A 26,294-nucleotide genomic window follows, 5' to 3' on the forward strand; every position below is an offset into this window, starting at 1 on the left:
CTACCTCAGCTTCATGCGATTCTGTAAAAAGTGTCGCAGGGCATCATCTAAAGGTTGTTCGATGATGCAGGAGTAAAGCTCAATGCCAAGTTTGTTCATCCGTTGTTTCACCTGCTGCATATAAGCCTGTTGTCGAGTCAAAACATCGGTTTTGATTTGCTCGGCATTAACTATCTTATCCTCCCCGGTTTCTGGGTCGATAAACCGTATCAGGCCTTGATAGCTGAAATTAAGCTCTTGCAAACTTTGCAACTGAAAGACAATGACTTCCCGGTTCTGGCCGGCAAGGCTTTCAATAAATTCAAAAATTTCATCATCCTGCTGACTGAAATCGGTAACCAGGACAACCATATTTGCACTGAGGATCCTGGCCAAATCCTGACGTTGTTGCCCTGGGAAAATACCATGGCATTCGATTTGAGCCAGGTTGACCATAAGTCGTTGCAGGTGACGTTGGCCATTATGCATCGAGGTATCAATCTGCACGGTCGAGCTTTGCGCCGATAAACTAACACTGTCACCCTGTTGCTGCGCCAGATACGCTAACGTCGCAATCAGCATGCGTGCGTATTCAATCTTAGTAAGCGTCGCGGACGTGTTTGCCGATTTTCCGCTAATAGACATGGAGGCGCTGCTATCACAGATAAACTGCACCTTGATATCTGACTCCCGCTCGGCCTGGCGGATAAAATACTTGTCGGAACGGGCAAACAGTTTCCAATCCAGCCGGGCAAGATCATCCCCAGGCTCATAAGCCCGATATTGACTGAACTCAATTCCGGTCCCACGCATCATGCTGGTGTGTGGGCCTTGCAGCAAACCATGCGCCAAGCGCCTGGCGATCAAAGGCAAATCGGCAAGTTTTGACAGGATGTTTGGATCTAGCAGCGTCGACATAAGGTGGCGATCACGTAACTTAATTCAGAGCAGCGGTTGGTTGCGACGTATTATCGACAATAATCTGAATGATCTCGTCACCGTTAATGCGCTGCGCTTCTGCCTGGAAATTTAATAGCAGTCGGTGCCTTAACACCGGATGAATCACAGCCATGATGTCCTGCATAGTAACGGAAAATTCACCGCGCAGGATAGCATGAGCTTTGGCACACAAGACTAACGCCTGGCTCGCTCGAGGACCTGCGCCCCAACTGACATATTGGTTAACTTCGTTAATCGAAGTGGATTGTGGACGAGAGCCCTGTACCAGAGATGCGACGTAAGACAATAACGCATCAGAGATATTCACAGCTCGTGTCACCGCCTGTAACAACAAAATATCCTGCTGATTGATAACCGATTCTACATCCGCATTCAGGCTGCCGGTGGTGCGTTTTAGAATCTCCAGCTCTTCATTAAAATTGGGGTAAGCAACCTGGACAAACAATAAAAACCGGTCTAATTGCGCCTCAGGCAAACTATAGGTCCCTGCCTGCTCCACTGGATTTTGTGTCGCCAGCACAAAAAAAGGTTTCGGCAACTCATAGTGTTTACCCGCAAACGAGATACTGCGCTCCTGCATCGCTTCTAATAATGCCGACTGGGTTTTCGGGGGCGTACGGTTAATTTCATCGGCAAGCAGTATCTGTGTAAATATCGGTCCCTGCTGGAATTTAAAAAAGCGGTCACCACTGGCATGATCGGTTTCCAGGATCTCCGTCCCGATAATATCGGAAGGCATTAAATCCGGCGTAAACTGCACCCGGTTAAAATCCAAATCCATGGTTTTTGCCAGGGTAGAAATCAACAAGGTCTTGGCGAGGCCAGGAACCCCTTCCAGTAAACAGTGTCCCTGGGCCAACAAGGCGATCAACACCTGATCAATGACCTGATGCTGACCAACAATCACTTTCCCCAATTGTTGTTTTAACTGAACAAGTTTTCCCAGTGTTTGATTGATTTGCTGTTCATTAACATTGTCGAGTAAGTCAGCAGTGTCTGTGCTCATCCCTTTCATATTTCCCGTTCTAAATGTTTGCTTATGCAGTCATCGCATAGATGACGATATTGACTGCGAATCGGGTGTTATCAACCCGCAACCAACGCTTATTGCGAAAATCATAATCCCATTCACAGCCAAAATCTTTGTTAGAATACAACACGCCAATGCGACCATTAATGACAATCGCTTTCAGGTAATTGTGCACTAAATCATCACCCCAACCGTTGAGCTCTACGGAAGTACGTGGCGGGCCGTCGAATTCAAAAAAGCTGGAATAAATCGGGTGGTCGTTGGCTATTTTCTGTAATGCATCTTCGCCAAATAATTCCGCCATTTGACGTTCAAAACTGCGGGCAAACATGCCATCAATATCGTGATTACAATCATCAACAAAGACAAAGCCGCCCTGCTCCACATAACGTTTGAAATTATCCGCTTCCTGCGCTGTAAACTGTACCAGTCGATGCCCGGCGAGATAACAAAACGGCGATTGCAACATCTGCGGATCAGACAATGGAATCACCCGTTCACGTAAATCCACGCGCAGGCTGGTATATTCGATCAGTGAATTAAGGACATTGGCTGGCATCCGTTCATCCACTTCCCAATCGCCAGACTCATAGCTTAACCGGGTGAAGAAAAAGTCATAATCGTTAGCCTCGACGTTGCCAACAGCGACATTGGGTAGCGCCAGTGCAGTCGCTAGTGAAGAGATGGATAACAGAAATTGGCGTCGGTTCATAACAAATAAACAGGCGCCGGTCGAAACCGACGCCACTACCTTTGGTTTATCCGAAATGCCTATACCGCATCGGACAGGCTGCTAAAGGTAAAGTCACGAATTTTCATTGGTGGCACCATGCTACCATTGATACGCTCTGGCTTACCCAGGGCCTCGATATTGTTCAGCATCACAATCGGACTTTCATTAAAACGGAAATTTTTAATAGGATACTTTATCTTGCCGTTTTCAATATAGAAGGTTCCATCACGAGTGAGGCCGGTATATAGCAATGTCTGCGGGTCTAACGAACGAATATACCAAAGACGAGTCACCAGGATGCCTCGACGGGTATTTTTAATCATATCCTCTAACGACTGATCGCCACCTTCCATTACGTAGGCATTGGGACGCGGGATATAATCGGTTTCGCTTTTCTTCGCCCAAAATGGAGTATTCGGCATATTGGCTATCACCCCATCTTTAACCCAGTCCATTTTAGTTAATGCATGCCCATTGCCAGCGAACGGCGCCGATGGTGCCAATTGATGCTGAGGATCAGAATAGATATTGACACGTTCATCAAACATCTTCTGACCTAGCTTATTCTTCGGACCTGTCTCACCGTCTTTTAATTTGTTACTCAGAAAGCTTCGCCCTTCATCGGCACTGCGCTGATCAAAGGCATTCATCATATTGCCGAGCAAACCAACGCTGGCCGCAGGTTCAAGGATCACCGTATACTTGCCTGGCTCCAATTCTTTCGCCTCAACGGAATCCATGGCTTTTTGCATGGCAATTGCGGAGGCTTTTTTGGTATCCAGCAGGCTGTAGTCCGAATAATCGCGGGTAACCCAACCAGATCCCTTACCATCATTGGTACGAATGGTGGCGGTAAAATCCACATTCGAAGACTTGTTATAGGCAAATAACCCCTTATTGTTCATGATCGCGGTAAAACCAACGGTCTCTTCCAGGAAACCTGATGCGGTAAGCTCATTTTTGATCGATGGTTTGATCGAATCATCCGCCGCCTGGGCGCGATCAGCGGGACTCACTTTGGCAGTAGAATCAAAGTAGGTCTTGGTATCCAGGTACTTTTGCTTACCAAATAATGGCATGTATTCCGGATTTTCCGGAGCCAGTTTTGCCAGCTCTTCAGAGCGTTCTACCACTTTTTGCAGCGATGCATCGTCAAATTCGTTTATGGTAGCAACCCCGGTACGTTTGCCGAAAGTCGATTGTACCGCTAAAACCAAATCGCTTTGTTCACCAGCGGTAGAAACGGTATTTCGGGCGTAGCGAATATTACCGCCGACCTGACCATCCAGGTTACATTCAACTTCATCGGCCTTGGAGAACCCGATGACTTTGGTTAGCAATTCTTTTGCTTTTTGTTCTGATAATATTGTCATGGACATATTCCTTACAGTATTCGTCGTCAGGACCGAAATTAAACGTTACGGGCCGTGTTAATTACATTGATGTTATTGAACCGAGTTGTCGGGCAACCGTGCGATACGGCGCTGACCTGAGACGGTTGTCCCTTGCCATCAAAGAATGAACCACCAAGACGATAATCGGATTTACCTGCGAGCTGGGCACATGAATTCCAGAATTGCTGGGTATTTGACTGATAGGCGACATCTTCAATCTGCTCAGTAATCTTACCGTCTTTAATTTCGAAGAATAACTGACCACCAAACTGGAAATTATACCGTTGCTGATCGATGGAATAAGAGCCACGGCCAGCGATAAAGATGCCATTTTCTACATCTTTAATTACATCATCTGCCGATAAATCTTTTTCATTGGGCTTCAATGATACATTTGGCATCCGCTGAAACTGGACATCGCGCCAGCTTTGCGAGTAACAGCAACCATGAGATTCTTTCTGGTCGATCATATGTACCTGATCCCGGGTTGCCTGATAGTTGACTAAGACACCGTCTTTCACCAGATCCCACTCTTTGGTCTTCACGCCTTCATCATCGTAAGCCACATGACCTAATGAACCCTGCTGGGTTTTATCGGCAAACAGATTGACAATGTCAGAGCCATACTGAAATTTCCCGCTGCGCCATTTGTCCAATGTCGCGAAACTGGTACCTGCATAATTCGCTTCATACCCCAGTACCCGATCCAACTCTAATGGATGACCTACCGATTCGTGGATGGTCAGCATAAGGTGGGCAGGATCCAGTACCAAATCATACTTACCAGGCTCTACCGAACGTGCTTTCAATTTAGCCTGTAACTGTTTACCGGCAGCGGCGGCATCTTCAACCATGTCATAAGAGTTTTTATAACCAATACCGGCACCAGCGATTTTAATCTTGTCTTCTTCACGACCATCAAGGTACTCAAAGCCCATACCAACCGGGTTACCCAGAGCAGATCGTTGTTTAAAGCCATTGGCGCCAACAGCGGTGGCAAAAAATGGCGCCCATAAACGATGCACATCCTGATCGATATACGAACCATCCGTAGAGGCAAAGTATTTTTGCTCATTAACTAAAAACAAAATAGAACGAATGTAGTTTGCGCCATTACTCAGGGCTGCATCATTAACCGAGAGCAATAAGTCTACTTTGTCCTTTATCGGCACTTCGAAGGCATTTTTCTTGATTGGCGTTTGCCAGCTAACGTCGCCGACACCTTTAACCGGCGCTAATTGCACTGGCGCGGTCTGAAACTTCGAATTTGCTTTGGCAACGGCAACCGCCTGCTCCGCCGTTTTGGCGATACCATCGGGTGTCATGTTCGATGTGGACGCAAAACCCCAGGTGCCATTGGCAATAACGCGAATACCAATACCTGCAGATTCCGTGTTAACAATATTGTCAACTACGCGTTCCTGAGTGGTGACGAACTGATTCAAATATCGGCCGATGCGCGCATCTGCGTATGTCGCACCTTTCGCTTTTGCTGCATTGAGTGCGATATCGGCAAGCTTCTTTTTATATGCCACATCCATGGGTTTATCTAATAATTGTTCCGCTGACACGGCAACACCTGACAGTGGCAGGGTTAAAGCCCCCATACCGACGCCGCCAAGCTTTATAAAGTCACGTCTTTGCATCAATTCATCCTCTGATCTGTATGTTTTTATTACCTTTAGGTCGGTTGCTATTGGAACCACAAAGATATTTTTTAGCCAATACTTTATAGCAAAATGTTACATGCCATTAATACTATTTTTTCAACTTTGTAACCGAATGTAACAATTTAACCGGATCTACATATGCCTGGCTATAACGCTTACATCTTCAGTTGCGGCGGGTCACATGCTATGATTGCGCCGATAAAAATACCGGAGTTTTAAGGAAAAAATCATATGAAAATCGTTTCGTTCAATATCAATGGCCTGCGCGCACGACTGCATCAGTTACAGGCTCTGATTGAAAAGCATCAACCAGACGTTATTGGTCTGCAGGAAATTAAGGTGCATGATGAAGCGTTCCCGGTTGAAGACGTAGAGGCTATGGGATATCACGTATATTTTCATGGCCAAAAAGCCCATTATGGTGTCGCCATGTTATGTAAGCAGCCTGCCAAAAGAGTCCAGAAAGGCTTTGCTACCGACACCGATGAGTCTCAGCGTCGGATGATCACTGTGACCATCGAAGACAATCAGGGCAATGACGTAACGGTAATGAATGGTTATTTTCCTCAGGGTGATAACATCAGCCATGAAACCAAATTTCCATATAAACGCCAGTTTTATAAGGATCTAATGACCCATTTAAACGAGCATCATGAAAACACCGAACAAATTGTGGTTATGGGCGATATCAATATCTCACCGACCGATCTGGATATTGGCATTGGCGAGGCAAACCGCAAGCGCTGGCTGAAAACCGGGAAATGTAGCTTTCAGCCAGAAGAGAGAGAATGGCTGGCAACACTATTAGATTGGGGCTTTGTCGATACTTTCCGCGCGTTAACACCGGATGCCACAGACAAATACTCCTGGTTTGATTACCGCTCTCGTGGCTTTGATGATAATCGTGGGCTGCGCATCGACGTGATTCTGGCAACGCCATCTTTAGCCGGACAATGTATCGAATCAGACATCGATTACGAATTGCGTGGCATTGAAAAACCATCCGACCATGCCCCTATTTGGGCAACGTTTAAAAGCTAAAGGAAACGGTTATGCGACCTGACCCCGAGTACCTTTGCCCACTGTGCAGGACGCCTCTGCACTTACAGGGGAAAACCTATAAGTGCAGTAACAATCATAGCTTTGACGAGGCCAAAGAAGGTTACGTCAATCTGTTACCTGTACAGTTTAAACATTCTAAAGATCCTGGCGATAATAAACAGATGGTAACGGCGCGGCGCGGATTTTTAGAGCAAGGCTACTACCTGCCATTACGCGATAAGTTGGTCGCCATTTATCGCCAATACTGTCCTGATAGCAATACCAATGTGCTCGATATCGGCTGCGGAGAAGGATACTACACGTGCGCCCACAAGGATAATTACAACCAGGTTTATGGAATCGATATTGCTAAAAATGCCATTCGAATTGCCGCTAAAAAATACCAGTCGTGTCACTTCAGTGTTGGTTCCGTCGCGCAACTTCCGTTTGCCGATAACACCGTTGACTGGGGGTATTCGATTTATGCGCCAATCAAAGTCGCGGAATTCCAGCGGGTAATCAAACAAGACGGTTATCTGCTTACGGTATCCCCGGGGAAAAGGCATTTGTGGCAACTCAAATCGTTGATATATCGCACCCCTCAGGAACATGATGAGACCCTGCCAGAAATGCCGGGATTTGAGTTGGTCGAGCAACACCGCCTCGCCTATGAAATGGATTTATTAACAACAGCAGATAAGTTTAATCTGTTATCAATGACGCCGTTTGCCTTTAAGACCTCGGATGCCTTGCGTCAGGCACTGGAAAACGAAGAACGATTTGAGTGTGAAACTGACTTTGTCATTCGCCTGTTCAAACGTCAATAAACGAACTTGCTGTCAGGGCCTTGGGAGCACCAGGCTATATCAAGCTCAGTGCTTCATGGTTCGGTAGGAATAATCCAAAAGTTTGGCGAGATCCATAAAGCTGGGTTTGGTCAACGTGAATTTCACATCAGGAGATGAAGCTCCGTGCTGCTGAATACGCTCGACGCCCTGTTTATACCAGGATGCCAGTGAAGGAGGCAAAGACTGTTTCGATTGTTTTGCCATAAATAGCAGCGCCTGTGCCGGTAACGAGGCAATGAACAGCGCATACACGGACGTCGTATTCAGATAAGCACTACCATATGCCATAATCGGTACGAACAAAACCAGCAGTGCAAGTGGTAGACAGTACTTTTTACTAAACCGACAGGCAACTACTGCCTGATATTGAGCAAAATAACGACTCAGCTCCACCCTCTCTGGCCAGAGATTCACATATTCATTACCCAGTTTCAATTGCTGTATCAGAGAAGATTTCATTTTACTCAGTCACGAAAGCCAGAATGATAACCGCCTGCCTAGACAAAACAGCCGCTACCTTTAATAGTACATGATTTGTCGGATAAAGTTGATAAATAGTTCCTGAATACCTGTCCAACTTCTATTCTATGCTCAATTCAGGAATTCGGATCACAGCTTACCCCAAAAAAGCCGGGCATGTGTTAGCTAAATGTAAAAATTTGTACGAATTACGTTCAAACGAAAATAGTTAATAAAAGCAGGGTGTTAAAGAGCTTAGCAAAGCTTATTCACAAGGCTACCCACAGTCGGTGTGGATAAATTGAGAAGAGTTTAAAAAACTGGGTGATTTGCATTTCGGATTTAATCAAGAAACAATTAGGTAAGCATTTGCCGATAACCGATAACGATAAAATTTGATGACTAAACAAACGCTACAATTGCTCGATGAGTTATTTAATATTCATAGTTTCGAGCAGGACTCCCCGATTCCGGCTGAAGTATTTTCCGCATCGGTGTTTTTCATTGCCAAAACTTATGAAGAGCTTTCTGTTGTTGTGCCAAATACGGTGGCGTTAACAAGCCAGGAGGTAGAAAGTGACTGGCGAGCGTTGGAAGTGTTAGGACCGTTGGGATTCTCCCTGACGGGTATTATGTCTCAGATTTCAGGTGTACTTGCCGCACAACAGATAAGCATCTTTGCGATATCGACTTTTGATACCGACTATATCCTCATAAAACAAGATAAAGTCCAACTCGCCATCAATGCGTTGCGCACTGACGGCTATATGGTTATCCAGCCATAATTCTAATTAAAAGCGCCATCCCAGGCGCAGATTAAACAGGTTAGCCGATGCTTCAATAAAATATTGATAGCCTGCGCCAATATAAAGTCCATTAGAAAACTCATAGGTGTAAGTGGTATTGGCTGAATACTCACTTTCGTCGATAACATCAAAATCTATTCGATTGTATTTGGCACCAATATTCCAGCGTTCGGTAATAAACCAGTCTGCCTGCAATAAAATTTCGTCCGCACTGAAATCTACATAGTGTTGTAACAGAGCATTACCCTTAGCTTCAATATCATACTTTTTATAATAACCGCTGAGATATAACCCCTGATTTTCGGCGAATGGCAAATAATGACTTCCTCCAAGGGTAAATATCGTACTTTCAAGGCTGCCTTTTGGAGCCTCGTTTTCCTGGAATAAGCCTACTTGTATACTACCCGGTACGCGATTCGAAGTTGGCAGGTTTGCTGCATAAATGGGGGATGGATAATACATTAACCATTGACCAAAACTAGCCGATTCTTCTGGTTGATCCCGATAGAAAAATGATTGCTGATAACCATCATCGTCCGCATAATCATAGGACACAAAAAAACGCGTTGTTTCTGTTAAATAGTATCCCGCGGATAGTTGATATCCGCCGACATCCCGATTTTCCAAATCATAATGATTGTACTGACCGCCAATGAACCAATTCTGTTCAAAAATCCATTCTCCGCTTACCGTATAGGTGTCGGTTTTGGGGTATGTCCACGAAAAAGAATCGGGTTCCTGTCGGATAAAACCAGCTTGAATATAACTGGTTTGTGCCAGTTCATTGGTTAAGGCAATTGGACCTGTGAACTGGACCTCGTCAAGATAATAACGGTAACTCAGCGCATGATCCTGACTATCACTATCATTCAGACCATATCGATAATCTACTTGATGTTGAAATCCGTCAACTTGCTGAGATATCGAATCATCAGCATGGACAACCGCCACTAAAGCGCTCATTCCTGCCAGCAATAGGACGCCAGGATTCAACTGTCGCATGGTAAACTCCTTTTACTAATTTTTGTTTTTATACAATGGATTACGAAATCCTTAATAAGGACATTGATTAAATCATAATAATCCTGATATTACCCCTTTTTTACTTTACGAAAATTTTACATTTTAACTATTTGCCGTTGAGATCATCTCCTATCTGTTGATAAACCTGCACTTGCTACTGATAAAGCAATAATAATGTGATTTAATAAAGGCAATTTCATTTAACAAAAAGAGCACAAAAGCAAAATGACTCAACCTGTTGTTTATGGTATCCACAACTGCGACACCGTGAAAAAAGCACGAAAATGGCTTGAACAAAACGGTATTGATTATCAATTTCACGATTTGCGCAAAGACGGCATTAATGCCGACTTAATTAACGAATTTGTTACCAACACCGATTGGAACAAGCTCGTGAATAAACGCAGTACAACCTATCGTCAGCTTGATGAAAGCCTGAAACAACAATTGGAAACCAGAGATGGTTGTAGCGCTTTAGTGGACCACCCGACGTTACTGAAAAGACCTTTATTAAAAACCCACGGTCAGTTTTACCTGGGCTTCAAGGCCGATCAATATCAAGATATTTTCACCAATGAGTAAATTACCTGAAGTTATTGAATTGGCCTGCGATCTCATTTCCCGGGAGTCGGTAACTCCAGAAGACGCTGGTTGCCAGGAGCTTATGGCAAATCGATTAGGGGCTGTGGGATTTAACAACGAATCCATGGTGTTCGAAGATACCACCAATTTGTGGTCACGCCGTGGCAGCGAAGCGCCGGTATTTTGTTTCGCCGGTCACACCGATGTTGTACCGACAGGCCCGTTAGAAAAGTGGAACACCCCTCCGTTTGAACCAACCATTAAAGATGGCATTTTATATGGTCGCGGTGCGGCGGATATGAAGGGATCACTTGCGGCCATGGTTGTCGCCACTGAGCGCTTCGTAAAAGATTATCCGGATCACAAGGGCTCAATTGCCTTTTTAATTACCAGTGATGAAGAAGGTCCATTTATTAATGGCACCACACGAGTCATCGATACCTTAGAAGCGCGGAATGAGAAAATAGACTGGTGCATTGTTGGCGAACCTTCAAGTACCAATGAGGTTGGTGACATCGTTAAAAACGGCCGCCGTGGTTCTATCACCGGCGATCTTACCGTACATGGAGTGCAAGGTCATGTGGCTTATCCGGAACTGGTACAAAATCCAATTCATCAGGCTGCTCCCGCTTTAGCCGAGCTCAGCCAGACCGTTTGGGATCATGGCAATGAATATTTTCCACCGACCAGTTTTCAACTGTCCAATTTAAATTCTGGCACCGGAGCTACCAATGTCGTTCCTGGTGAGCTTCATGCAATATTCAATTTACGTTATTCCACCGAAATCAATGATCAGCAAATCATCGATCGGGTAACGAAGACATTAGATCAACATCAGCTGGATTACGATTTGCACTGGACTTTTAACGGCAAGCCATTCTTAACTGGTGAAGGTAAGCTACTCAGTGCAGTAACCAATGCCATCAAAACTGCTAATGGTCTGCACACCACACCTTCGACCGCAGGTGGAACTTCTGATGGTCGCTTTATTGCACCAACCGGTGCCCAGGTGGTTGAGTTAGGTCCCTGTAACGCCACTATTCACAAGGTAAATGAACAGGTTAAATGCGACGAGTTAATACAGCTTACCGACATGTATTACCATACCCTGGTAAATTTATTGGCAAAATAATATGACTCCAGAACAACTCACCGGGCAGATACAGGATCACATCGAGTATATCGCTGACAACATTGGCTTGCATAAACAAGTGGTACAACCCTGGCAAGCCATGCAGCAGGCAGCCATGGATGATGGCTTTAACCTGCAGATTGTCAGCGGTTTTCGTTCCTACGACCGACAGCTTGGTATATTCAATGCCAAGTTCGAAGGTCAGCGCCCGGTGCTCGACATCAACAATCAACCCGTTGATATGCAAAACCTTGCCACCGAAGAGCAGATTCATGCGATTTTGCTTTACTCCGCCCTCCCCGGGGCCAGTCGTCATCATTGGGGTACCGACATTGACGTTTTCGATCCTGATTTATTGGCGGGTAAAAAACTGCAACTTGAACCCTGGGAATATGACACTGGTGGCCCAATGGCACCATTAAACCAATGGCTGGAAAACAATTGCCATCAATTTGATTTTTATCGACCTTATCAATCGTTTCAGGGTGGCATAGCACCCGAACCATGGCATTTGTCCTATCGACCTCTGGCAGAGAGCTTTGAACGGCAACTAGACATCAATGTGTTAACCCAGTGTTTAAGGCGCAAGCCAACAGTTGCCAGCAATATCGTTGCAAAGTTATTACCTTCGATCCTGACAAGGTATGTTAAAATAACCGGCTAATAACCGAGACAAGAGCATAGTATGAATACCTGGTTAATCGTATTGATCATCGTTTTGGGTTTGGCCATTATCATTGGTAACTTATCGATGTTACAAAAAAGTGCCCGGCCAATTCGCCGCAAAAGCCTTAATGAACTTGAAGAAACCTTACCACGCGCTGGCGATAAACGAGCTCAGCAACCTCGCCCCAAAAAATAGCGCGATGTAAATTAAACCGAACAGCAAGCAAATTTTGCTTCGTCAAATACGAAAAAAGCCGATCTAAGATCGGCTTTTTGTTTATTCACGTTAGCGAATTAATTAAACGATAACGCACTCGACATGATATCGAAATTTGATTCCAATTCGGTTTCCGACAATAGTTGCTTCTGGTCATTATAGATCTTTAGCAAGGTTTTCTTATCTTTAGCAACCAGATGGAACTCATAACTGCCATCATCAAGATCAATCACATCAACCGCATCACCCCAGATACCTTCCCAAAGGCTTGGGTCATTGCGTTCATAATTGACCATATAAACGTACTTAGATTCGTTTAAATCAGTTACCGAGAAATTATATTTTTCAAAGAATTGCGGCAGCATATCCCAGAACTCCTGTCTCGGGTAATCGACCAGGTATGCAGATTGCCCCTGTTCGTCACTGCCCATCGCAACCACTTTACGATTCGCTTTGGCCAGGCGTTGGTCGCGAAGGTTCAGACGATATTCGTAATCAAGCTGGGCTGATACGGCATTAATCATCGCCATTTCTACACGCTGTTGCTCGATTGGATCGATCTGAGAAGAGCCATCTGCAGATTTATAATCGATCAGGTCCACATTTAAGCCAATGCTGCGCCCGTGTGGCTTAGTGACCAGTGAATACTTAAAACGCCAGCTTTCTGAAGTGCTGACATCTTCCCATAACCAAAAACCGCTGGTGGTTTGCTGATGGAACCAATCGGACTTTAATTCCGTCCCCTGCTTTGACGTCAGCTCTACACCCTCTTCCTGCAGATAATTTTCAATGGCACCAACAACGACGGCATACAGGTCACTATCATCATCAATTTTGTCAAACCAAATCTGGGCAGTTTGATCAAATTCATCAATACGACTTCCGGAAGCAAGCGCTAAAACCAGGGCTGGTGCGCGAATATCTAATTCTTCTCCAACAGGGCCAGCTGTACCCTGTAATGGTGGAACCTCATACTCGGAGGGACGTTCTGGATTGTTCAGGTGTGCCGGAACGACTAACGCATCAGGTACTTCCTGATTAACATAATCAAATTCGCCTTTTGCCTGTTTGCGAGTTTCTACCGTGCTACACGCACTTACGGTCAACGCCAGTAGTGAAAGATATAAAGTTCGGCGATTCATTAATACTCCTGATGAATAAAGCCTGCAATCATTTGCTTGTTATTGGAATTAGCTACCATCGGTATAGGCTGCTTACTTTACCACAATCGACGCTAAGTGAAAGCCCCAGACAAATAAGTAATACCAATTCCATTAAGTTTTTGCACAACTCAGAGTTAGGGCGGAGGTTTATTTACAACATAGATTTCATTGATATAGGCATTCTATATTAATGAAATCTAGGGCCTTAAATGAGCCTCTGATCAACTCCCAACGGGTGAGTTTTAAAGGCGTTTATATTGCGTTACTGATTTTGACAATGGAAAACGACCATTCTCGACAATCAACGCCTTGCCTGAAAGCCTTTAAATTCTCACTGAGTGGGAAAACGCTTAGTGGAGTTGGTATAAAAATTAATCTGCGCTGTTACACACTCATCAACGTTCTATTGACCCTCAATGTCAGCTTTTGTTCAAACCATGGACAAAAATATTGTAAGTGGTTGGTAAAAGGTTTTTTAAAGGGACATAATAAGGCCACTCCTAAAGCCTGTACTAATGGCTATCCTGATGAATTATCGCGGTACGCGAGTATTGGGGCTAACGTCACGCCGTTAATGTGTTAATATTTACCAAATATTAATGAGTTAAAGGATTTAGAGCGACCATGAATCAAAGCCTGGTTTTCACTGCCACTGGCAAAGACAAAACTGGCATTGTCAGTGAACTGACAAAATTGATCTGGCAATTTGGTTGCAACATTGATGACAGCCGAATGGGTATATTTGGCGATCAGTTTTCAATTATTATGCTGATTTCCGGTTCCCGTTCTGCCATTAATCAATTAGAAGCGAGACTACCTCTGCTTGCCCACTCCATGCAGTTACTGACAATCATTCAGCGTACCCAGGCTCAGGAGATGGAACTTAGTCCAAATCAGGTCACGGTGGAATTCAGCGGTAAAGATGCCCCGGGAATATTAAAAGAAGTGACTGAGTTTTTTGCTCGCCGTGATCTGGATCTCATTTCTCTTCGTTCCAAAGCCGACAGGTTAACGGAACAGATCTCCTCACAGTTAATCTTCAAATCCAATGAAGACTGTAACTGGGATAATTTACAACCTGACTTTAATCAATTGTGTGAACGATTATCCATCAGCGGAAAATTTATTCACACCTGACAACTATTTTTAAAGGAAGACATTATGGTAAGTCCATTAAAAGCAGGTGCCAAAGCGCCTTTGTTTACTTTGCCCGACCAAAACAACAATCCCGTGTCACTGGCCGATTTCATCGGAAAAAAGAAAGTACTGATTTACTTTTACCCGAAGGCAATGACCCCGGGTTGTACTGTTCAGGCACAGGAATTACGTAATCATAAAGACGAATTTGACAAGCTAGATACGGTCGTTTTTGGTATCAGCCCGGATGAAGTCAAACGCCTGGATAAATTTTGTCAGCGTGATGAATTAAACTTCACCCTGCTCTCCGATGTTGATCATAAAGTCGCCGAAGACTATGGCGTCTGGGGCCTGAAGAAATTTATGGGACGGGAATATGACGGCATTCACCGCATGTCCTTTTTGATTGGTTTAGACGGCAACATCGAAACTTTGTTTGATAAATTCAAAACCAAAGACCATCATCAGGTTGTACTGGACAGTATCAAGTCCTAACCCAAAAAAATCAGGGGGCTCAATGGCCCCCTGAAACTATCGTCTATTGTTACTTCTGTGGCTAGCCTAGCCCCGGTTGAGATTATTATTCAACCAATAACTCTTCCGTGTGTGAGGAAGATGGCCAGGCATTAATCACTGCTTTAACCAGTGTCGCCAGCGGGATTGCAAAGAATACTCCCCAAAAGCCCCACAAGCCGCCAAACAAAATGACCGCGATAATAATGGCAACCGGATGCAAATTAACGGCTTCTGAAAATAAGAATGGCACCAGGATATTACCATCCACCGCCTGAATGATCCCGTACCAGAGCAACAGGTAACCAAATTGCGGGCTAATCCCCCATTGGAACAAGCCGACCAGGCAGACTGGAATGGTGACTACGGTAGCTCCAACATAAGGCACCAGTACGGATAAACCCACCAACGAGCCCAGCAACACCGGATAGCGCAAGCCTAGTAGCATAAATACGGCCGTTGCGGCGATGCCGATAATAAGAATTTCTAGCACCTTACCCCGAATGTAATTGTGAATCTGTTGATGCATTTCTGCCCCAACCTGAGCGGTTAAGCGGCGCTCCTTGGGTAAGAAACGAATCAGGTTTTTCAGCATCTCATCTTTATCCTTAAGGAAAAAGAAAACCATGATCGGCACCAGAATCAGGTAAACCAGCAGGGCAACGATATTAGACAGTGAATTCACCGAGACTTCGAGAATCACCTGGCCCCATTGCAACAGCTTATCCTTCAAAGAATTAATTAATGCATCTATCTGAGATTCAGACACGATCTCCGGATACTGTTGCGGCAAGGTCATCAAATAGTTATTACCTTTGCTGATCATGTTGGGCACTTCCTGAATCAGGTTGCTGGTTTGCTGCCACAGTACCGGCACCAGTCCAAACACCGCAGAAAATGCGACAACGGAAAACAGAATCATCACTAAAATGACGGATACATTACGATTCAATCCAAATTTAATGACTCGTTGTACGGGCTGCTCAAGCAAAAATGCAATCGCAACCGCCACCATAATAGGCATCAGTAAATCAGAGAAAAAGTACAATAATGCAAATGAAAGTGACAGGAATAAAAACAGGGTAACGGCGTGCGGATCGGCAAATTTTTTACGGTACCACTCGGCGATATAATTAAACATCAATCTCTCTCTTTAGAATAATAATTTCCATTACCTCATGGCTGTGAGGCTTCATTTCGAATTCAAATCCCTGGCGTTGCAGCCATAGTGGAATATCTCGTTGTGAGCCGGGATCGGTAATAAGCAGTCGCAACCGCTGCCCCTGTGTCAGCCGCCTGAGCGCCAATTTCATCTCAATTAACGGTTGTGGACACTTCCACTGTCTGGCGTCAAGCTCCAGGGCGATAATCAACCTTACCTCGAATTTATCATTACCTTGAAACGCCAATATTATCAACATGCTGTTGATATTCAAAGCAACCATTGCTGGTGTCATTAAAATGCTGGTTTATTATTTGTAATCGCAAACCATTTCGGCGAATATAAATGAAGTTAAATTCTCAGATTTGTGTTCATCATGGGTCATTCAATGAACTATCTAAGAAATTCAAACTCTAAAGATTTTTAATCAAATCAATGCTGTCGTTAGGATATTGATGAAATTTAGTGTAAAGAAGCCGCGAATTCTTGTCTCCTGTGCACTGGTCGCCCTTTGTGCGGCAGGCGCTGCGAACTCAATGGCTCAGCAGAATAAAAACCGCCTTCCGGAAATCGGCACGTCCGCCACTTCCACCCTGTCTCTGGACAAGGAGCGAATCTACGGTGATGCCATGATGCGTCAGGTTCGCGCCAGCATGCCGCTGATTCAGGATCCGGTGTTAATTGAATATATCAATCATTTGGGCAATTCACTGGTTCGCAATGCCGAAGACGTGAACTATCAATTCGATTTCTTTTTAGTAAACAACAAAGAAATTAACGCCTTTGCCTTCTTTGGGGGTCACATCGGCGTACATTCTGGCCTGTTAACCATGGCAGACAATGAAAGTGAGTTGGCTTCGGTACTTGCCCACGAAATTGCTCACGTAACCCAACGTCACCTGGCTCGTAAGCTTGAGGCACAGTCTAAAACCATGCCCTGGACGCTTGCTGGAATGGTGACCGGCGTATTACTGGCCCTGGTAAACCCGGAAGCCGGTATGGCAGCTCTTTCTGCGGCGAATGCCGCCGGTGCTCAGGCAGGAATAAACTATACACGTAGTAATGAGAAAGAAGCGGACCGGGTTGGTATGTCTATCCTGGTAAACAGTGGTTTCGATCCCAATGGCGCTCCTGATTTTTTCAAGAAAATGTCAGCCAAGTATCGTTATACCTCTAAGCCACCGGCAATGTTATTGACGCATCCCCTACCCGATTCACGGATCACCGACTCGCGAAACCGGGCGCAAGCCTATCCAAGTCGTTTATTACCAGCCAGTTTAGAGTTTGAGTTAGCGAAAGCCAGGCTTCGCGCGCGTTATCAGGGCGATGCAAAAGACAATATCACCAACTTTAAAGCTGAGTTAAAGCGAGAACAATTTCAGTATCGTGAGGCCGGTGAGTATGGTCTGGCGTTATCGTATTTCGCCAATGAAGAGTATTCAGAAGCCGAAGTTCTGTTGACCGGCTTGCTGGGAAAATACCCTAACAACCTGTTTTTCGTCGATGCCATGACCGATACCTACCTGGAGCAAAAGAAATATTCTCAGGCACTGACGATGCTCGAGCGCCTGAATTTACTGATGCCAAACAATCAGGTAGTTACCCTGAATTACGCCAACAGTGCCATTTATGCAGGAGAATATGAGCTAGCAACGAATTTGCTGCAGGATTTCCTGATCCTGAACCCGGATCATTTTATTGCTTACGATTTATTGACCGAGGTCTATCGCAAGCAGGAAAAACCGTCACAGATGCACGCCAGCCAGGCTGAAGTGTATGCCCTGCTCGGCCTTTACCCAAAAGCCATCGATGAATTACACACCGCGTATAATTTTGCCAGTGAACAGACCTTGATGAAAAAGCGTATTAAAGCGAGAATAGTTCAGTTTCAGGAACGTGAAAACCAATTAAAACGATTATAATTTCCCGATCGGCGTGCCGATCACGATTCGCACATTGCTGCCTGGCCGTCAGAGCCTGAAAGTAATCCATGACCAGGTAGAAGGCGGCAATTTGCGGAGAACCGAAATAACTAATGAGAAAACTATGATTCAATTCACCATTTATCATAACCCGCGCTGCTCAAAGAGCCGCCAGACCCTGCAACTTCTTGAACAGGCAAACGTCGACATCAATATCGTTGAATATCTGAAAACGCCGCTAACCAAGGCGCAACTTGTCGAACTTAGCCAACTACTCGCTGTCGAACCGATCGCGATGATGCGTACTAAAGAAGCAGAATTTAAAGAACTGGGACTAAGCAAAGACAGTACCCACGAACAATTACTCACTGGCATGGAAAAAGCCCCAAAACTGATGGAAAGACCAATCGTCGTGTGCGGAAATAAGGCCTGTATCGGTCGTCCTCCGGAAAACGTATTAACTTTGATTGAACAGTGTGGCTGATGCGTAAACAAACTTTTTCAACACCAACGTTAAAGCGTATTGCCCTTGCCGGGTACTTTGGTTTACTGATATTTATGCCAGTATGGCTGATCTATCTGTCGCCCAGTGAAGGTTTATCACCGGTACTTGCCGTGGCGATGTTTGTGATTCCATTGCTATTTCCATTGCCGGGACTGATAAAAGGTAATCCCTACACTTTCGCCTGGGCAAATTTTATTGTGATGATTTATTTTCTTCACTCCCTGACAACCTTATGGGTGTCGCCTGAAGAGCGATGGTTGGCAGTCATCGAACTTATATTTGCCTGCATGATGTTCTTTGCTGGTACCTATTATTCAAAGTACAAAGGTCAGGAACTGGGACTGGGGTTAAAGAAAAACCGTAAAGAAAAGAAATAACAGAGGTAATAACAGCAATGAAACTGACTCAATTGGCACTACTTTTTGCCACTACTGCAACTCTGTATGCCTGTGGTGGCGGATCAGATTCCAAACCACAGGATCCAATTACCGGCGATAACATCATTGTTAATGATACCGTTATCAGCAAAGGTAGCTCGGTTGAATTGGTTTTATTGCTTAATCGCGATGAGCTGAGCAACATTCGTTGGCAGCAGTTAAGCGGTCCGACCGCAAACTTAGTTCATGACGAAGGCAAGGTGTTGGCATTTACCGTACCAGATGCCGGCGAATACAGCTTTCAGGTAAACTTTCAAAGTGATGGTCAATCTTATCAGGATTCGATCAGTTTTACCGCAACATCTGACAGTCCACTTCTGGTTGCCCGGCTCGGGCACAGCGTTGTAGAAGGTGGCGCCGTTTCATTACGTGCTTTCGTCGATAACTCTCTGCAACAGGAGGAGGTATCCTGGCAACAAACCCAGGGGCCGAATATCAGCTTTGATAACCGTAATGAAAGTTCCAGGGTAGCAATATTTAACGTACCTCAGGTTAGTCAGGATACGGTTATTGAATTGCAGGCCGAGGTAACGGATTCTGCAACTGGCACCACCTATACAGATACCGTTTCACTGCTGGTCGAAAATACCGATGGTATTGCCAATAATGCATACTTTGACGATGCGCCGTTGGCAAAAGTATTTCCTTATAACAGTAATAGTCCTTATCAGGCCGACCTGGTCGACTGTGTCTATTCCAATCAGTTGACCAGCTCTTGTCAGCTGTCAAAATTACCGTTATTAGCCCAAGATACACTGACACCAACGATTGATGATATTATGGACCGGGTTGTGGTTTCCCATCGTTGGATGGGCGACCGGTTCAAAGAGTACCTTCTGGCTTACGACAACTTTGACGATTTTAAAAACCTGTTGCGCGCCACCACTGCCATTGTGATTTCATACGATGTCCGGCCATCGTTTTACTGGACGGCCACCGGCGCTATCTATCTGGATCCGAATTCGCTGTGGCTAACCCCCGATGAACGCGACACGATTAATGAGGCTCCCGACTATCGTGCTGATTTCGGTAGTGACCTTCAGTTTGTCATCCCCTGGCGTTATACCAAAGACAACGAGTACGTCAGCTTTTATGTAGATCCTAATGAGCGCGATTCACGCCCATTGCTGGACATCAAATATGATTTGGCAGACCTGTTGTACCATGAGCTGGGTCATGCCAATGACTTTCTCAGCCCTGCAGACTGGTCATCTTTTTCCGCGTCGCAACGGGTACTTGATGCCGCCAACGAGAATGTCGAGATCTCCGATCGTCTCGATGATCTATACCCTCTGTTGAGTCAGGAGATGCTCGGACTTGCCCAGGTCCGGTTTCAGGGAGCTTCCGCAAACAGTATACAGCGTGCTTATTTGCCTGATGATGTTGCTGAGTTTTACAAAAACGACCTGGCTAATGACTTTTACAACTACACCACAACTCGTGAAGATTTAGCCATTTTGTTTGAAGAGACGATGATGGCTTTACGATACGGCGTTCGTCGCGATACTGCGGTAACCAACGCCCCACAGGGAGATGATATTACCGGCGAGGATTACATTGTCACCTGGGGACAGCGGGGACGGGTTGCGGTCAATGATATCCTACCGCGCGCCATATTCGTTACCGAACGATTATTACCGGAATTTGATATCGCTAATCGCGCTGATGACCTTCTGCCGCCAGTATTAATGACCCCTGGCCAATCATGGATTGATAATCTCGATTTAACTTTGGCTAATGGCGAGCAGTTGCGCAGCCGCCCTGAAGCATTTTCTGGATTCTCGGGTAAACAACCTGTGGTGTTACAAACCTATACTCCACATTTGCGCCCGGAACCAAAGCAATAACCACAACATTTATGGAAAAGCCCGCTCAGCAATTGCTCAGCGGGCTTTTTTGTCACCGGTTGTCAGAGACAAGATCGTCACCCTCCGAGTCCCAAACAGATAACCTGGAAAAATTGTTATAACGGAGTCGCCCGGTATCTCAGCTTATGCTTAAAGCTTACGACTAACTTCACAAGTATCAGAAACAAGCATCTTACAGCTTAAAGCTTACGTCCTACAGCTATAACCAACACAGATTCCGGATCGTAGTCCGGAATGACGCTAGAGATGAGCATGAAGCGATCAGAAGCATCTTACGGCTTACAGCTTACCGCTTGAAGCTTACGGCTTACTTCAATAACACACTTTTTATAAATGGTATGGTGATTTTGCGTTGTTCACGAATTGACGCTTTATCAAGCGTATCCAGGCTATCAATCAAAGACTTCATATCACGGGATAAACGATTAATCAGGTAACGAGCGGTTTCTTCGTTTAAGTCTATACCCCGTAATTTTGCGCGTAAGATCAGAGCCTCGGTTTTTTCCGTGTCATTCAATGGTTTTACCTGATCCACCATCCCCCAAGTAATACGAGAAAGCAGATCCGGCAAACTTATTCCCAGTTGGGCAGCACTGTCGTTACCACTGAGAATGATTTTCTTATCGTTTTCAATGACACGATTGTAGAGGTCGAATATGGCTCGTTGCCAGTAGTTTGAATCAGCAATCAGTTGCAAATCATCCAGGCATATTAAGTCAACCTGCTCGAGGTCTGCCAGCACTTCCACCGGCATATCCACCAGCTCGGCCATCGGCAGACACACTGAGCTTAAACCCAGTTTACTGGCATGAGCGCAACTGGCATGTAACAGGTGAGATTTCCCCACGCCATTGTTGCCGAACAGATAATAACCATGAGCGCCACGGTTATCGGCCTCAACAAATGACTTAAGGTTAGCAATCAGTGATTGCTGGTTTGAACAATAAAAGCTGTTAAAGGTTTCATCATCGGGTAAATGAACCGCCAATGGCAGCTGATTGTATTTTGACATTAACCCTTCCAAATAAACTGGCTTACCTGAACTTCGGATTCCGGCGCCAATGGATCATTGCTTTCAATCAGTTTGCCTTCCAGTTTTAATGCCTGTCGTACCGCGGCCTCACTGGATAATAAAGACAGATTGAATAATATAGTTTCGCCTTTAACAGAGACCACCTGAACGCTGGCAACCTGTGTCAGGCTGTCAAGAAACTCCTTTACCTGTTTGAAGGCAGCCATAGAATCCACATTAACAATTTCAATTTGAGTGGAATGGTTCGCTTGCGCGGTCACGCTATAAGAGTTTTGCTGATATAAAGACTGTGCAATACCGCCAACAGCGCTGGCAATCAAGTCCTCGTTATCACTGCCTTTGTAGCGCATCGCTGTACGATTGCCATTAACAAACAATGTCCAGTCAATGGCTTTAAGCTGTGTGTTTCCACCTTTCTCGGCATTATCAAGCAAAGAACTATCAGATAATCGCACCACTGCTATTGCTTCTGAGCCATAACGCTGCGAAGCCTTTTCCAATGGTTGCTGAAAACGTCCCCAGACATCAGCCGAGGAAACTTCCATTGCATCGGTTAAATCCATTAACGGAAAATTGATTGGCAAACCATAGATGGCAGCTTGTTTCTTAAGGTCTTCTAATAAGGTTTCTGCGGATGAATCGGCAATAATATTGCGTTGATTGCCCTGCTCTTCCACCAACCAGACCGTAATTAAAGGGCGATGTTTCCCCCAAATACCAACTTCAGCTTTTTGCAGCAGTAAGTTGACTTTGTCCTGATCAAAATCAGCGAGCAGGTAAATTTGCCGATCCTGTTGTGTATAACTATATTGACTCAGGTAATTATCTGGACGTCGCAATGCAGTGGCCAGCGTTGAGTTACTGGCTACCGATTCACTACCGGCAATTTTAACCAGTACCTGACGAAATGCGGAACCGACTGCCTGTTGACGAGATTGTGCGGACTGACTGGGCACGCTTACCTGTCCCTGGTACAAATTATCAACCTGGACAGCATTTGCCGCGGTTATATTTAGGCCAACCGCCACCAAACCCATGGCAACGCGCTTACACAAAATTTTTATCATTTTCATAGGGCGAATATTATCATAAAGACCAAGAATTTAACCAAGAAAAGAAAATATTTTCTCTCAGAGATTTTAACCAGTGCGCTGCACTGGTAGAATAACCGCAATTTTTACCAGTGTAACAAGGGGGCTGTTGAACTTTGTTGTTTGTTTTAACTTCAAACTGACGGCGATTTACACAAAATTCATCGTATTTCGCGAATGGATATACACGCATAGTATGAACTTTCGTGAAAATTGCAAACAATGTTTTTATACCTTGCTTGCAACCGTTCACTTTTACAGCGAACAAACAAAATAAGTGCAACTCCTCTACCTGAACAAACATTATATAAGGGTTCGAAGTGAGCGAGCAGAAACAATCTCTTAGCTATAAAGACGCCGGTGTTGATATCGATGCGGGTAATGCCTTGGTTGAAAACATTAAAGGTGCGGTAAAACGCACGCAACGCCCTGAAGTTATGGGCGGACTGGGCGGCTTTGGCGCTGTATGTCAATTGCCTACGGGTTATAAAGAGCCGGTTTTAATCTCCGGTACCGACGGTGTTGGCACCAAATTGCGCCTTGCCATCGACCTGAAAAAACACGATACCGTCGGCATCGACCTGGTTGCTATGTGTGTCAACGATTTGCTTGTTCAGGGTGCTGAACCTCTTTTCTTCCTTGATTACTACGCCACCGGTAAGCTCCAAGTGGATGTTGCATCCGATGTAGTAGCAGGCATTGCCGAAGGCTGTGTGCAGTCAGGATGTGCTCTGGTAGGCGGTGAAACTGCTGAAATGCCGGGCATGTACCATGCCGGTGACTATGATATTGCCGGCTTCTGTGTTGGTGTTGCGGAGAAATCTGAATTAATCACCGGCGAAAACGTGGCTGCTGGTGATCAGCTAATTGCTCTTGCTTCCTCCGGCCCACATTCAAACGGTTTCTCTTTGATTCGCAAGGTGCTGGAAGTCAATAATACCGATACCAGTGAAATGCTGGCGGGTAAATCGATTGCCGAACACTTACTTGAGCCGACTAAAATTTACGTTAAATCGACGCTGGCCCTGTTAAAAGACGTGAAAGTGAATGCCCTGTCCCACATCACCGGTGGCGGTTTCTGGGAAAACATTCCTCGTGTGTTACCAGCCGGTAGCAAAGCCGTTATCGATGGTTCAAGCTGGCAGTGGCCGGAAATTTTCAACTGGCTACAGGAAAAAGGCAACATCACTGAACATGAGATGTACCGTACCTTCAATTGTGGTGTTGGTATGATCCTGGCGGTTCCGGCTGATAAGCTTGAGCAAAGCTTAGAAATCCTGAAAGCTCACGGCGAAAACGCCTGGCACATCGGTGCCATTGAAGACGCAGCTGAAGGCGACGAGCAGGTGGTAATCAAATAAATGTCCGGAAAAAAACGAATTGTCGTTCTGATTTCTGGCAGTGGCAGCAACTTGCAGGCAATCATTGATGCCTGCAAGGCTGAAAAAATCGATGGCGATGTTGTTGGGGTTATCTCAAACATCGCTGACGTATTTGGCTTAACCCGCGCTGAAAACGCTGGTATCGCCAACGAAGTGCTTTCACACAAAGAATTTGCCAGCCGCGAAATCTATGATCAAAACCTGATCAAATGCATTGATGCCTACCAACCTGATTTAGTGGTTCTCGCAGGATTTATGCGCATTTTAACGCCACAATTTGTCCAGCATTATGTGGGCAGACTGCTTAACATACACCCTTCTTTATTGCCAAAATATCAGGGCCTGAATACTCATCAGCGCGCGATAGATGCAGGTGATAAGACTCATGGGGTAAGTGTCCATTTCGTTACCGAAGAACTGGATGGTGGTCCGGTTATCTTACAGGCTAAAGTACCCATATTCGACGGTGATGAAGCATCCGACCTGGCTGCGCGGGTTCATGAACAGGAACATCGTATTTACCCACTGGTGGTAAACTGGTTTTGCCAGAATCGCTTAACAATGTCAGGAAATTGTGCCATTCTTGATGGTAAGCCCCTTGCCGAAAATGGCTATGCCAATGAAGAATAAGGCGATTTACGTCAATCCGTTGCGATAAAAATTGAACTTCTTTTTGTTGGTAGTATCTGAATATCTATAACGCTAAGGAGCACCTATGAAATTGATGACATCCCAAACTCGTGGTCGAAGTTCCGCTTTAAGTTGTTTGTCTGCTGTAGTGCTCCTTTCCTTCTCTGCGTACTCACAAGCATCGCCAGAACCTGACAAAAACATCGTCAGTAAAATTCCCGATTTCGTGGCTAAATACAATATCGTCCATGGCGGCGACATTGTCGGCAAGGCAACCCGCGCCCTGACCAATCACGATGATGGCTCAGTCGAATTCAGTTATAAAACTAAGATCAAGTGGTTAATTCTCAGTGACGAACGTAAAGAGATAACCACTAATAAAGTAGTTGATGGCAAAGTAATACCACTGACCTATGAGTCAATTCGGGAAGGAACGGGTAAAGACAAGTATTACCACTGGCAGTTCGATCAGCAAAACTCTCAGGCAACTGACCTGAAAAAGGACAAAACTGTCGATATTGATTGGCCGGAAGGCTTACAAAGTAAATTAAGCTTTCACCTGCAATCTCGCTTCAACCTAATCAACGGTGTTGAACGTTACCGCTTCCCAATTCTTTCTACTTCCGGAAAAATTCGAGAATACGAATTCGAATACGTAGGTACAGAAGAACTGATGCTCCCCTATGGGCTGGTAGATACGGTAAAACTGCGTCGTCGTAAGAATGATGAAAAAGTCACCTACGCCTGGTTTGCTCCAAAATTAAACTACCTGCTGGTAAAGCTGCACCAGATTGAAGGCGATTTCCAGCAGATTGAGGCTGAGCTGGTCAGTGTTGAGCAATCGCAACAAGAAGCGGATGAGGCCATCACTCCAATCGAAGAACCCTAACAGCATCGTAAAAATCAAGGGG

Annotated in this window: 28 protein-coding genes; 16 read left to right on the plus strand and 12 right to left on the minus strand. The window is 45.1% G+C overall.

Annotation, left to right across the window (positions count from 1 at the left end):
- The 5 genes from E8M12_RS11885 to E8M12_RS11905 are packed head-to-tail and all read right to left on the minus strand — an operon-like array spanning position 1 to position 5,742.
- A complete protein-coding gene (locus E8M12_RS11885) occupies positions 1-897 on the minus strand; it encodes a DUF58 domain-containing protein (protein ID WP_136736363.1) in 897 nt (298 codons plus the stop codon).
- 19 nt (positions 898-916) lie between these two features.
- Complete coding sequence (locus tag E8M12_RS11890; protein ID WP_136736364.1) at positions 917-1,945, minus strand: AAA family ATPase; 1,029 nt, start codon at positions 1,943-1,945, stop codon at positions 917-919.
- Positions 1,946-1,976: 31 nt separating this feature from the next.
- Complete coding sequence (locus E8M12_RS11895) at positions 1,977-2,681, minus strand: DUF4159 domain-containing protein (RefSeq protein WP_136736365.1); 705 nt, start codon at positions 2,679-2,681, stop codon at positions 1,977-1,979.
- A gap of 59 nt (positions 2,682-2,740) precedes the next feature.
- Positions 2,741-4,075, minus strand: coding sequence for a TldD/PmbA family protein (locus E8M12_RS11900; RefSeq protein ID WP_136736366.1), 1,335 nt, complete (start codon positions 4,073-4,075; stop codon positions 2,741-2,743).
- Between the two features lie 38 nt (positions 4,076-4,113).
- The gene (locus E8M12_RS11905; RefSeq protein ID WP_136736367.1) at positions 4,114-5,742 is read right to left on the minus strand and encodes a TldD/PmbA family protein; all 1,629 of its coding nucleotides are present in this window, start codon (positions 5,740-5,742) and stop codon (positions 4,114-4,116) included.
- 255 nt (positions 5,743-5,997) lie between these two features.
- Between E8M12_RS11905 and xthA the strand changes: the two genes are divergently transcribed.
- Positions 5,998-6,807 (plus strand): exodeoxyribonuclease III, encoded by an 810-nt coding sequence (xthA, locus tag E8M12_RS11910; RefSeq protein ID WP_136736368.1) that lies wholly within the window; start codon positions 5,998-6,000, stop codon positions 6,805-6,807.
- A gap of 11 nt (positions 6,808-6,818) precedes the next feature.
- Complete coding sequence (gene rlmA / locus E8M12_RS11915) at positions 6,819-7,634, plus strand: 23S rRNA (guanine(745)-N(1))-methyltransferase (protein WP_136736369.1); 816 nt, start codon at positions 6,819-6,821, stop codon at positions 7,632-7,634.
- A gap of 45 nt (positions 7,635-7,679) precedes the next feature.
- On the opposite strand, the gene yfbV is transcribed toward rlmA, so the two are convergent.
- The gene (gene yfbV, locus E8M12_RS11920) at positions 7,680-8,114 is read right to left on the minus strand and encodes a terminus macrodomain insulation protein YfbV (RefSeq protein ID WP_136736370.1); all 435 of its coding nucleotides are present in this window, start codon (positions 8,112-8,114) and stop codon (positions 7,680-7,682) included.
- A 398-nt stretch (positions 8,115-8,512) separates the two neighbouring features.
- On the opposite strand from yfbV, the gene E8M12_RS11925 reads away from it, so the two are divergent.
- Entirely contained in the window at positions 8,513-8,899 is a 387-nt protein-coding gene (locus E8M12_RS11925; RefSeq protein ID WP_136736371.1) for an ACT domain-containing protein, read from the plus strand.
- 6 nt (positions 8,900-8,905) lie between these two features.
- Here E8M12_RS11925 and E8M12_RS11930 read toward each other — a convergent pair whose 3' ends face one another.
- Positions 8,906-9,922 carry a putative porin gene (locus E8M12_RS11930; protein ID WP_136736372.1) on the minus strand — a complete coding sequence of 339 codons (1,017 nt, stop codon included), beginning with the start codon at positions 9,920-9,922 and terminating at the stop codon, positions 8,906-8,908.
- 246 nt (positions 9,923-10,168) lie between these two features.
- Here E8M12_RS11930 and E8M12_RS11935 point away from each other — a divergent pair, with 246 nt between their 5' ends.
- The 4 genes from E8M12_RS11935 to E8M12_RS11950 are packed head-to-tail and all read left to right on the plus strand — an operon-like array spanning position 10,169 to position 12,519.
- Positions 10,169-10,525, plus strand: coding sequence for an ArsC family reductase (locus E8M12_RS11935; protein WP_136736373.1), 357 nt, complete (start codon positions 10,169-10,171; stop codon positions 10,523-10,525).
- The gene (gene dapE, locus E8M12_RS11940) at positions 10,518-11,657 is read left to right on the plus strand and encodes a succinyl-diaminopimelate desuccinylase (protein WP_136736374.1); all 1,140 of its coding nucleotides are present in this window, start codon (positions 10,518-10,520) and stop codon (positions 11,655-11,657) included. Before E8M12_RS11935 ends, dapE begins: the two co-directional genes overlap by 8 nt.
- Before the next feature lies 1 nt (position 11,658).
- Positions 11,659-12,321: a M15 family metallopeptidase gene (locus tag E8M12_RS11945; protein WP_136736375.1), complete on the plus strand. Its 663-nt coding sequence runs from the start codon at positions 11,659-11,661 to the stop codon at positions 12,319-12,321.
- Positions 12,322-12,342: 21 nt separating this feature from the next.
- Entirely contained in the window at positions 12,343-12,519 is a 177-nt protein-coding gene (locus tag E8M12_RS11950) for a DUF2897 family protein (RefSeq protein ID WP_136736376.1), read from the plus strand.
- A gap of 98 nt (positions 12,520-12,617) precedes the next feature.
- Here the strand turns inward: E8M12_RS11950 and bamC are convergent, their stop codons facing one another.
- The gene (bamC, locus tag E8M12_RS11955; RefSeq protein ID WP_136736377.1) at positions 12,618-13,682 is read right to left on the minus strand and encodes an NlpB/DapX family lipoprotein; all 1,065 of its coding nucleotides are present in this window, start codon (positions 13,680-13,682) and stop codon (positions 12,618-12,620) included.
- A gap of 645 nt (positions 13,683-14,327) precedes the next feature.
- Here bamC and E8M12_RS11960 point away from each other — a divergent pair.
- Together E8M12_RS11960 and bcp are read left to right on the plus strand one after the other, a co-directional pair.
- A complete protein-coding gene (locus E8M12_RS11960) occupies positions 14,328-14,840 on the plus strand; it encodes a glycine cleavage system transcriptional repressor (protein WP_136736378.1) in 513 nt (170 codons plus the stop codon).
- Between the two features lie 24 nt (positions 14,841-14,864).
- Positions 14,865-15,335, plus strand: coding sequence for a thioredoxin-dependent thiol peroxidase (bcp, locus tag E8M12_RS11965; protein ID WP_136736379.1), 471 nt, complete (start codon positions 14,865-14,867; stop codon positions 15,333-15,335).
- A gap of 85 nt (positions 15,336-15,420) precedes the next feature.
- Here bcp and E8M12_RS11970 read toward each other — a convergent pair whose 3' ends face one another.
- Positions 15,421-16,494, minus strand: a complete 1,074-nt coding sequence (locus E8M12_RS11970; RefSeq protein ID WP_136736380.1) for an AI-2E family transporter — start codon at positions 16,492-16,494, stop codon at positions 15,421-15,423.
- Entirely contained in the window at positions 16,487-16,810 is a 324-nt protein-coding gene (locus E8M12_RS11975) for a sulfurtransferase TusA family protein (RefSeq protein ID WP_136736381.1), read from the minus strand. The genes E8M12_RS11970 and E8M12_RS11975 overlap by 8 nt, the downstream gene beginning before the upstream one ends.
- A gap of 160 nt (positions 16,811-16,970) precedes the next feature.
- On the opposite strand from E8M12_RS11975, the gene bepA reads away from it, so the two are divergent.
- From bepA to E8M12_RS11995, 4 genes are all read left to right on the plus strand, one after another.
- Positions 16,971-18,437 (plus strand): beta-barrel assembly-enhancing protease, encoded by a 1,467-nt coding sequence (gene bepA / locus E8M12_RS11980; RefSeq protein ID WP_136736382.1) that lies wholly within the window; start codon positions 16,971-16,973, stop codon positions 18,435-18,437.
- 124 nt (positions 18,438-18,561) lie between these two features.
- Positions 18,562-18,921 (plus strand): arsenate reductase (glutaredoxin), encoded by a 360-nt coding sequence (arsC, locus tag E8M12_RS11985; protein ID WP_136736383.1) that lies wholly within the window; start codon positions 18,562-18,564, stop codon positions 18,919-18,921.
- Positions 18,921-19,319, plus strand: a complete 399-nt coding sequence (locus E8M12_RS11990) for a DUF2069 domain-containing protein (protein WP_136736384.1) — start codon at positions 18,921-18,923, stop codon at positions 19,317-19,319. The genes arsC and E8M12_RS11990 overlap by 1 nt, the downstream gene beginning before the upstream one ends.
- Positions 19,320-19,336: 17 nt before the next feature.
- Positions 19,337-21,226, plus strand: coding sequence for a hypothetical protein (locus E8M12_RS11995; protein ID WP_136736385.1), 1,890 nt, complete (start codon positions 19,337-19,339; stop codon positions 21,224-21,226).
- A 328-nt stretch (positions 21,227-21,554) separates the two neighbouring features.
- Here the strand turns inward: E8M12_RS11995 and hda are convergent, their stop codons facing one another.
- Entirely contained in the window at positions 21,555-22,259 is a 705-nt protein-coding gene (gene hda / locus E8M12_RS12000) for a DnaA regulatory inactivator Hda (protein ID WP_136736386.1), read from the minus strand.
- Positions 22,259-23,353 (minus strand): DUF2066 domain-containing protein, encoded by a 1,095-nt coding sequence (locus E8M12_RS12005; protein WP_136736387.1) that lies wholly within the window; start codon positions 23,351-23,353, stop codon positions 22,259-22,261. Before E8M12_RS12005 ends, hda begins: the two co-directional genes overlap by 1 nt.
- A 338-nt stretch (positions 23,354-23,691) precedes the next feature.
- Between E8M12_RS12005 and purM the strand changes: the two genes are divergently transcribed.
- The 3 genes from purM (at position 23,692) to E8M12_RS12020 (ending at position 26,272) form a co-directional block, all read left to right on the plus strand.
- Positions 23,692-24,732 (plus strand): phosphoribosylformylglycinamidine cyclo-ligase, encoded by a 1,041-nt coding sequence (purM, locus tag E8M12_RS12010; RefSeq protein ID WP_136736388.1) that lies wholly within the window; start codon positions 23,692-23,694, stop codon positions 24,730-24,732.
- Positions 24,733-25,383: a phosphoribosylglycinamide formyltransferase gene (purN, locus tag E8M12_RS12015; RefSeq protein ID WP_136736389.1), complete on the plus strand. Its 651-nt coding sequence runs from the start codon at positions 24,733-24,735 to the stop codon at positions 25,381-25,383.
- Between the two features lie 85 nt (positions 25,384-25,468).
- Complete coding sequence (locus E8M12_RS12020) at positions 25,469-26,272, plus strand: DUF3108 domain-containing protein (RefSeq protein ID WP_136736390.1); 804 nt, start codon at positions 25,469-25,471, stop codon at positions 26,270-26,272.
- Positions 26,273-26,294: the final 22 nt, after the last annotated feature.

It is taken from the genome of Thalassotalea mangrovi, from assembly GCF_005116735.1.
GTDB lineage: Bacteria > Pseudomonadota > Gammaproteobacteria > Enterobacterales > Alteromonadaceae > Thalassotalea_A > Thalassotalea_A mangrovi.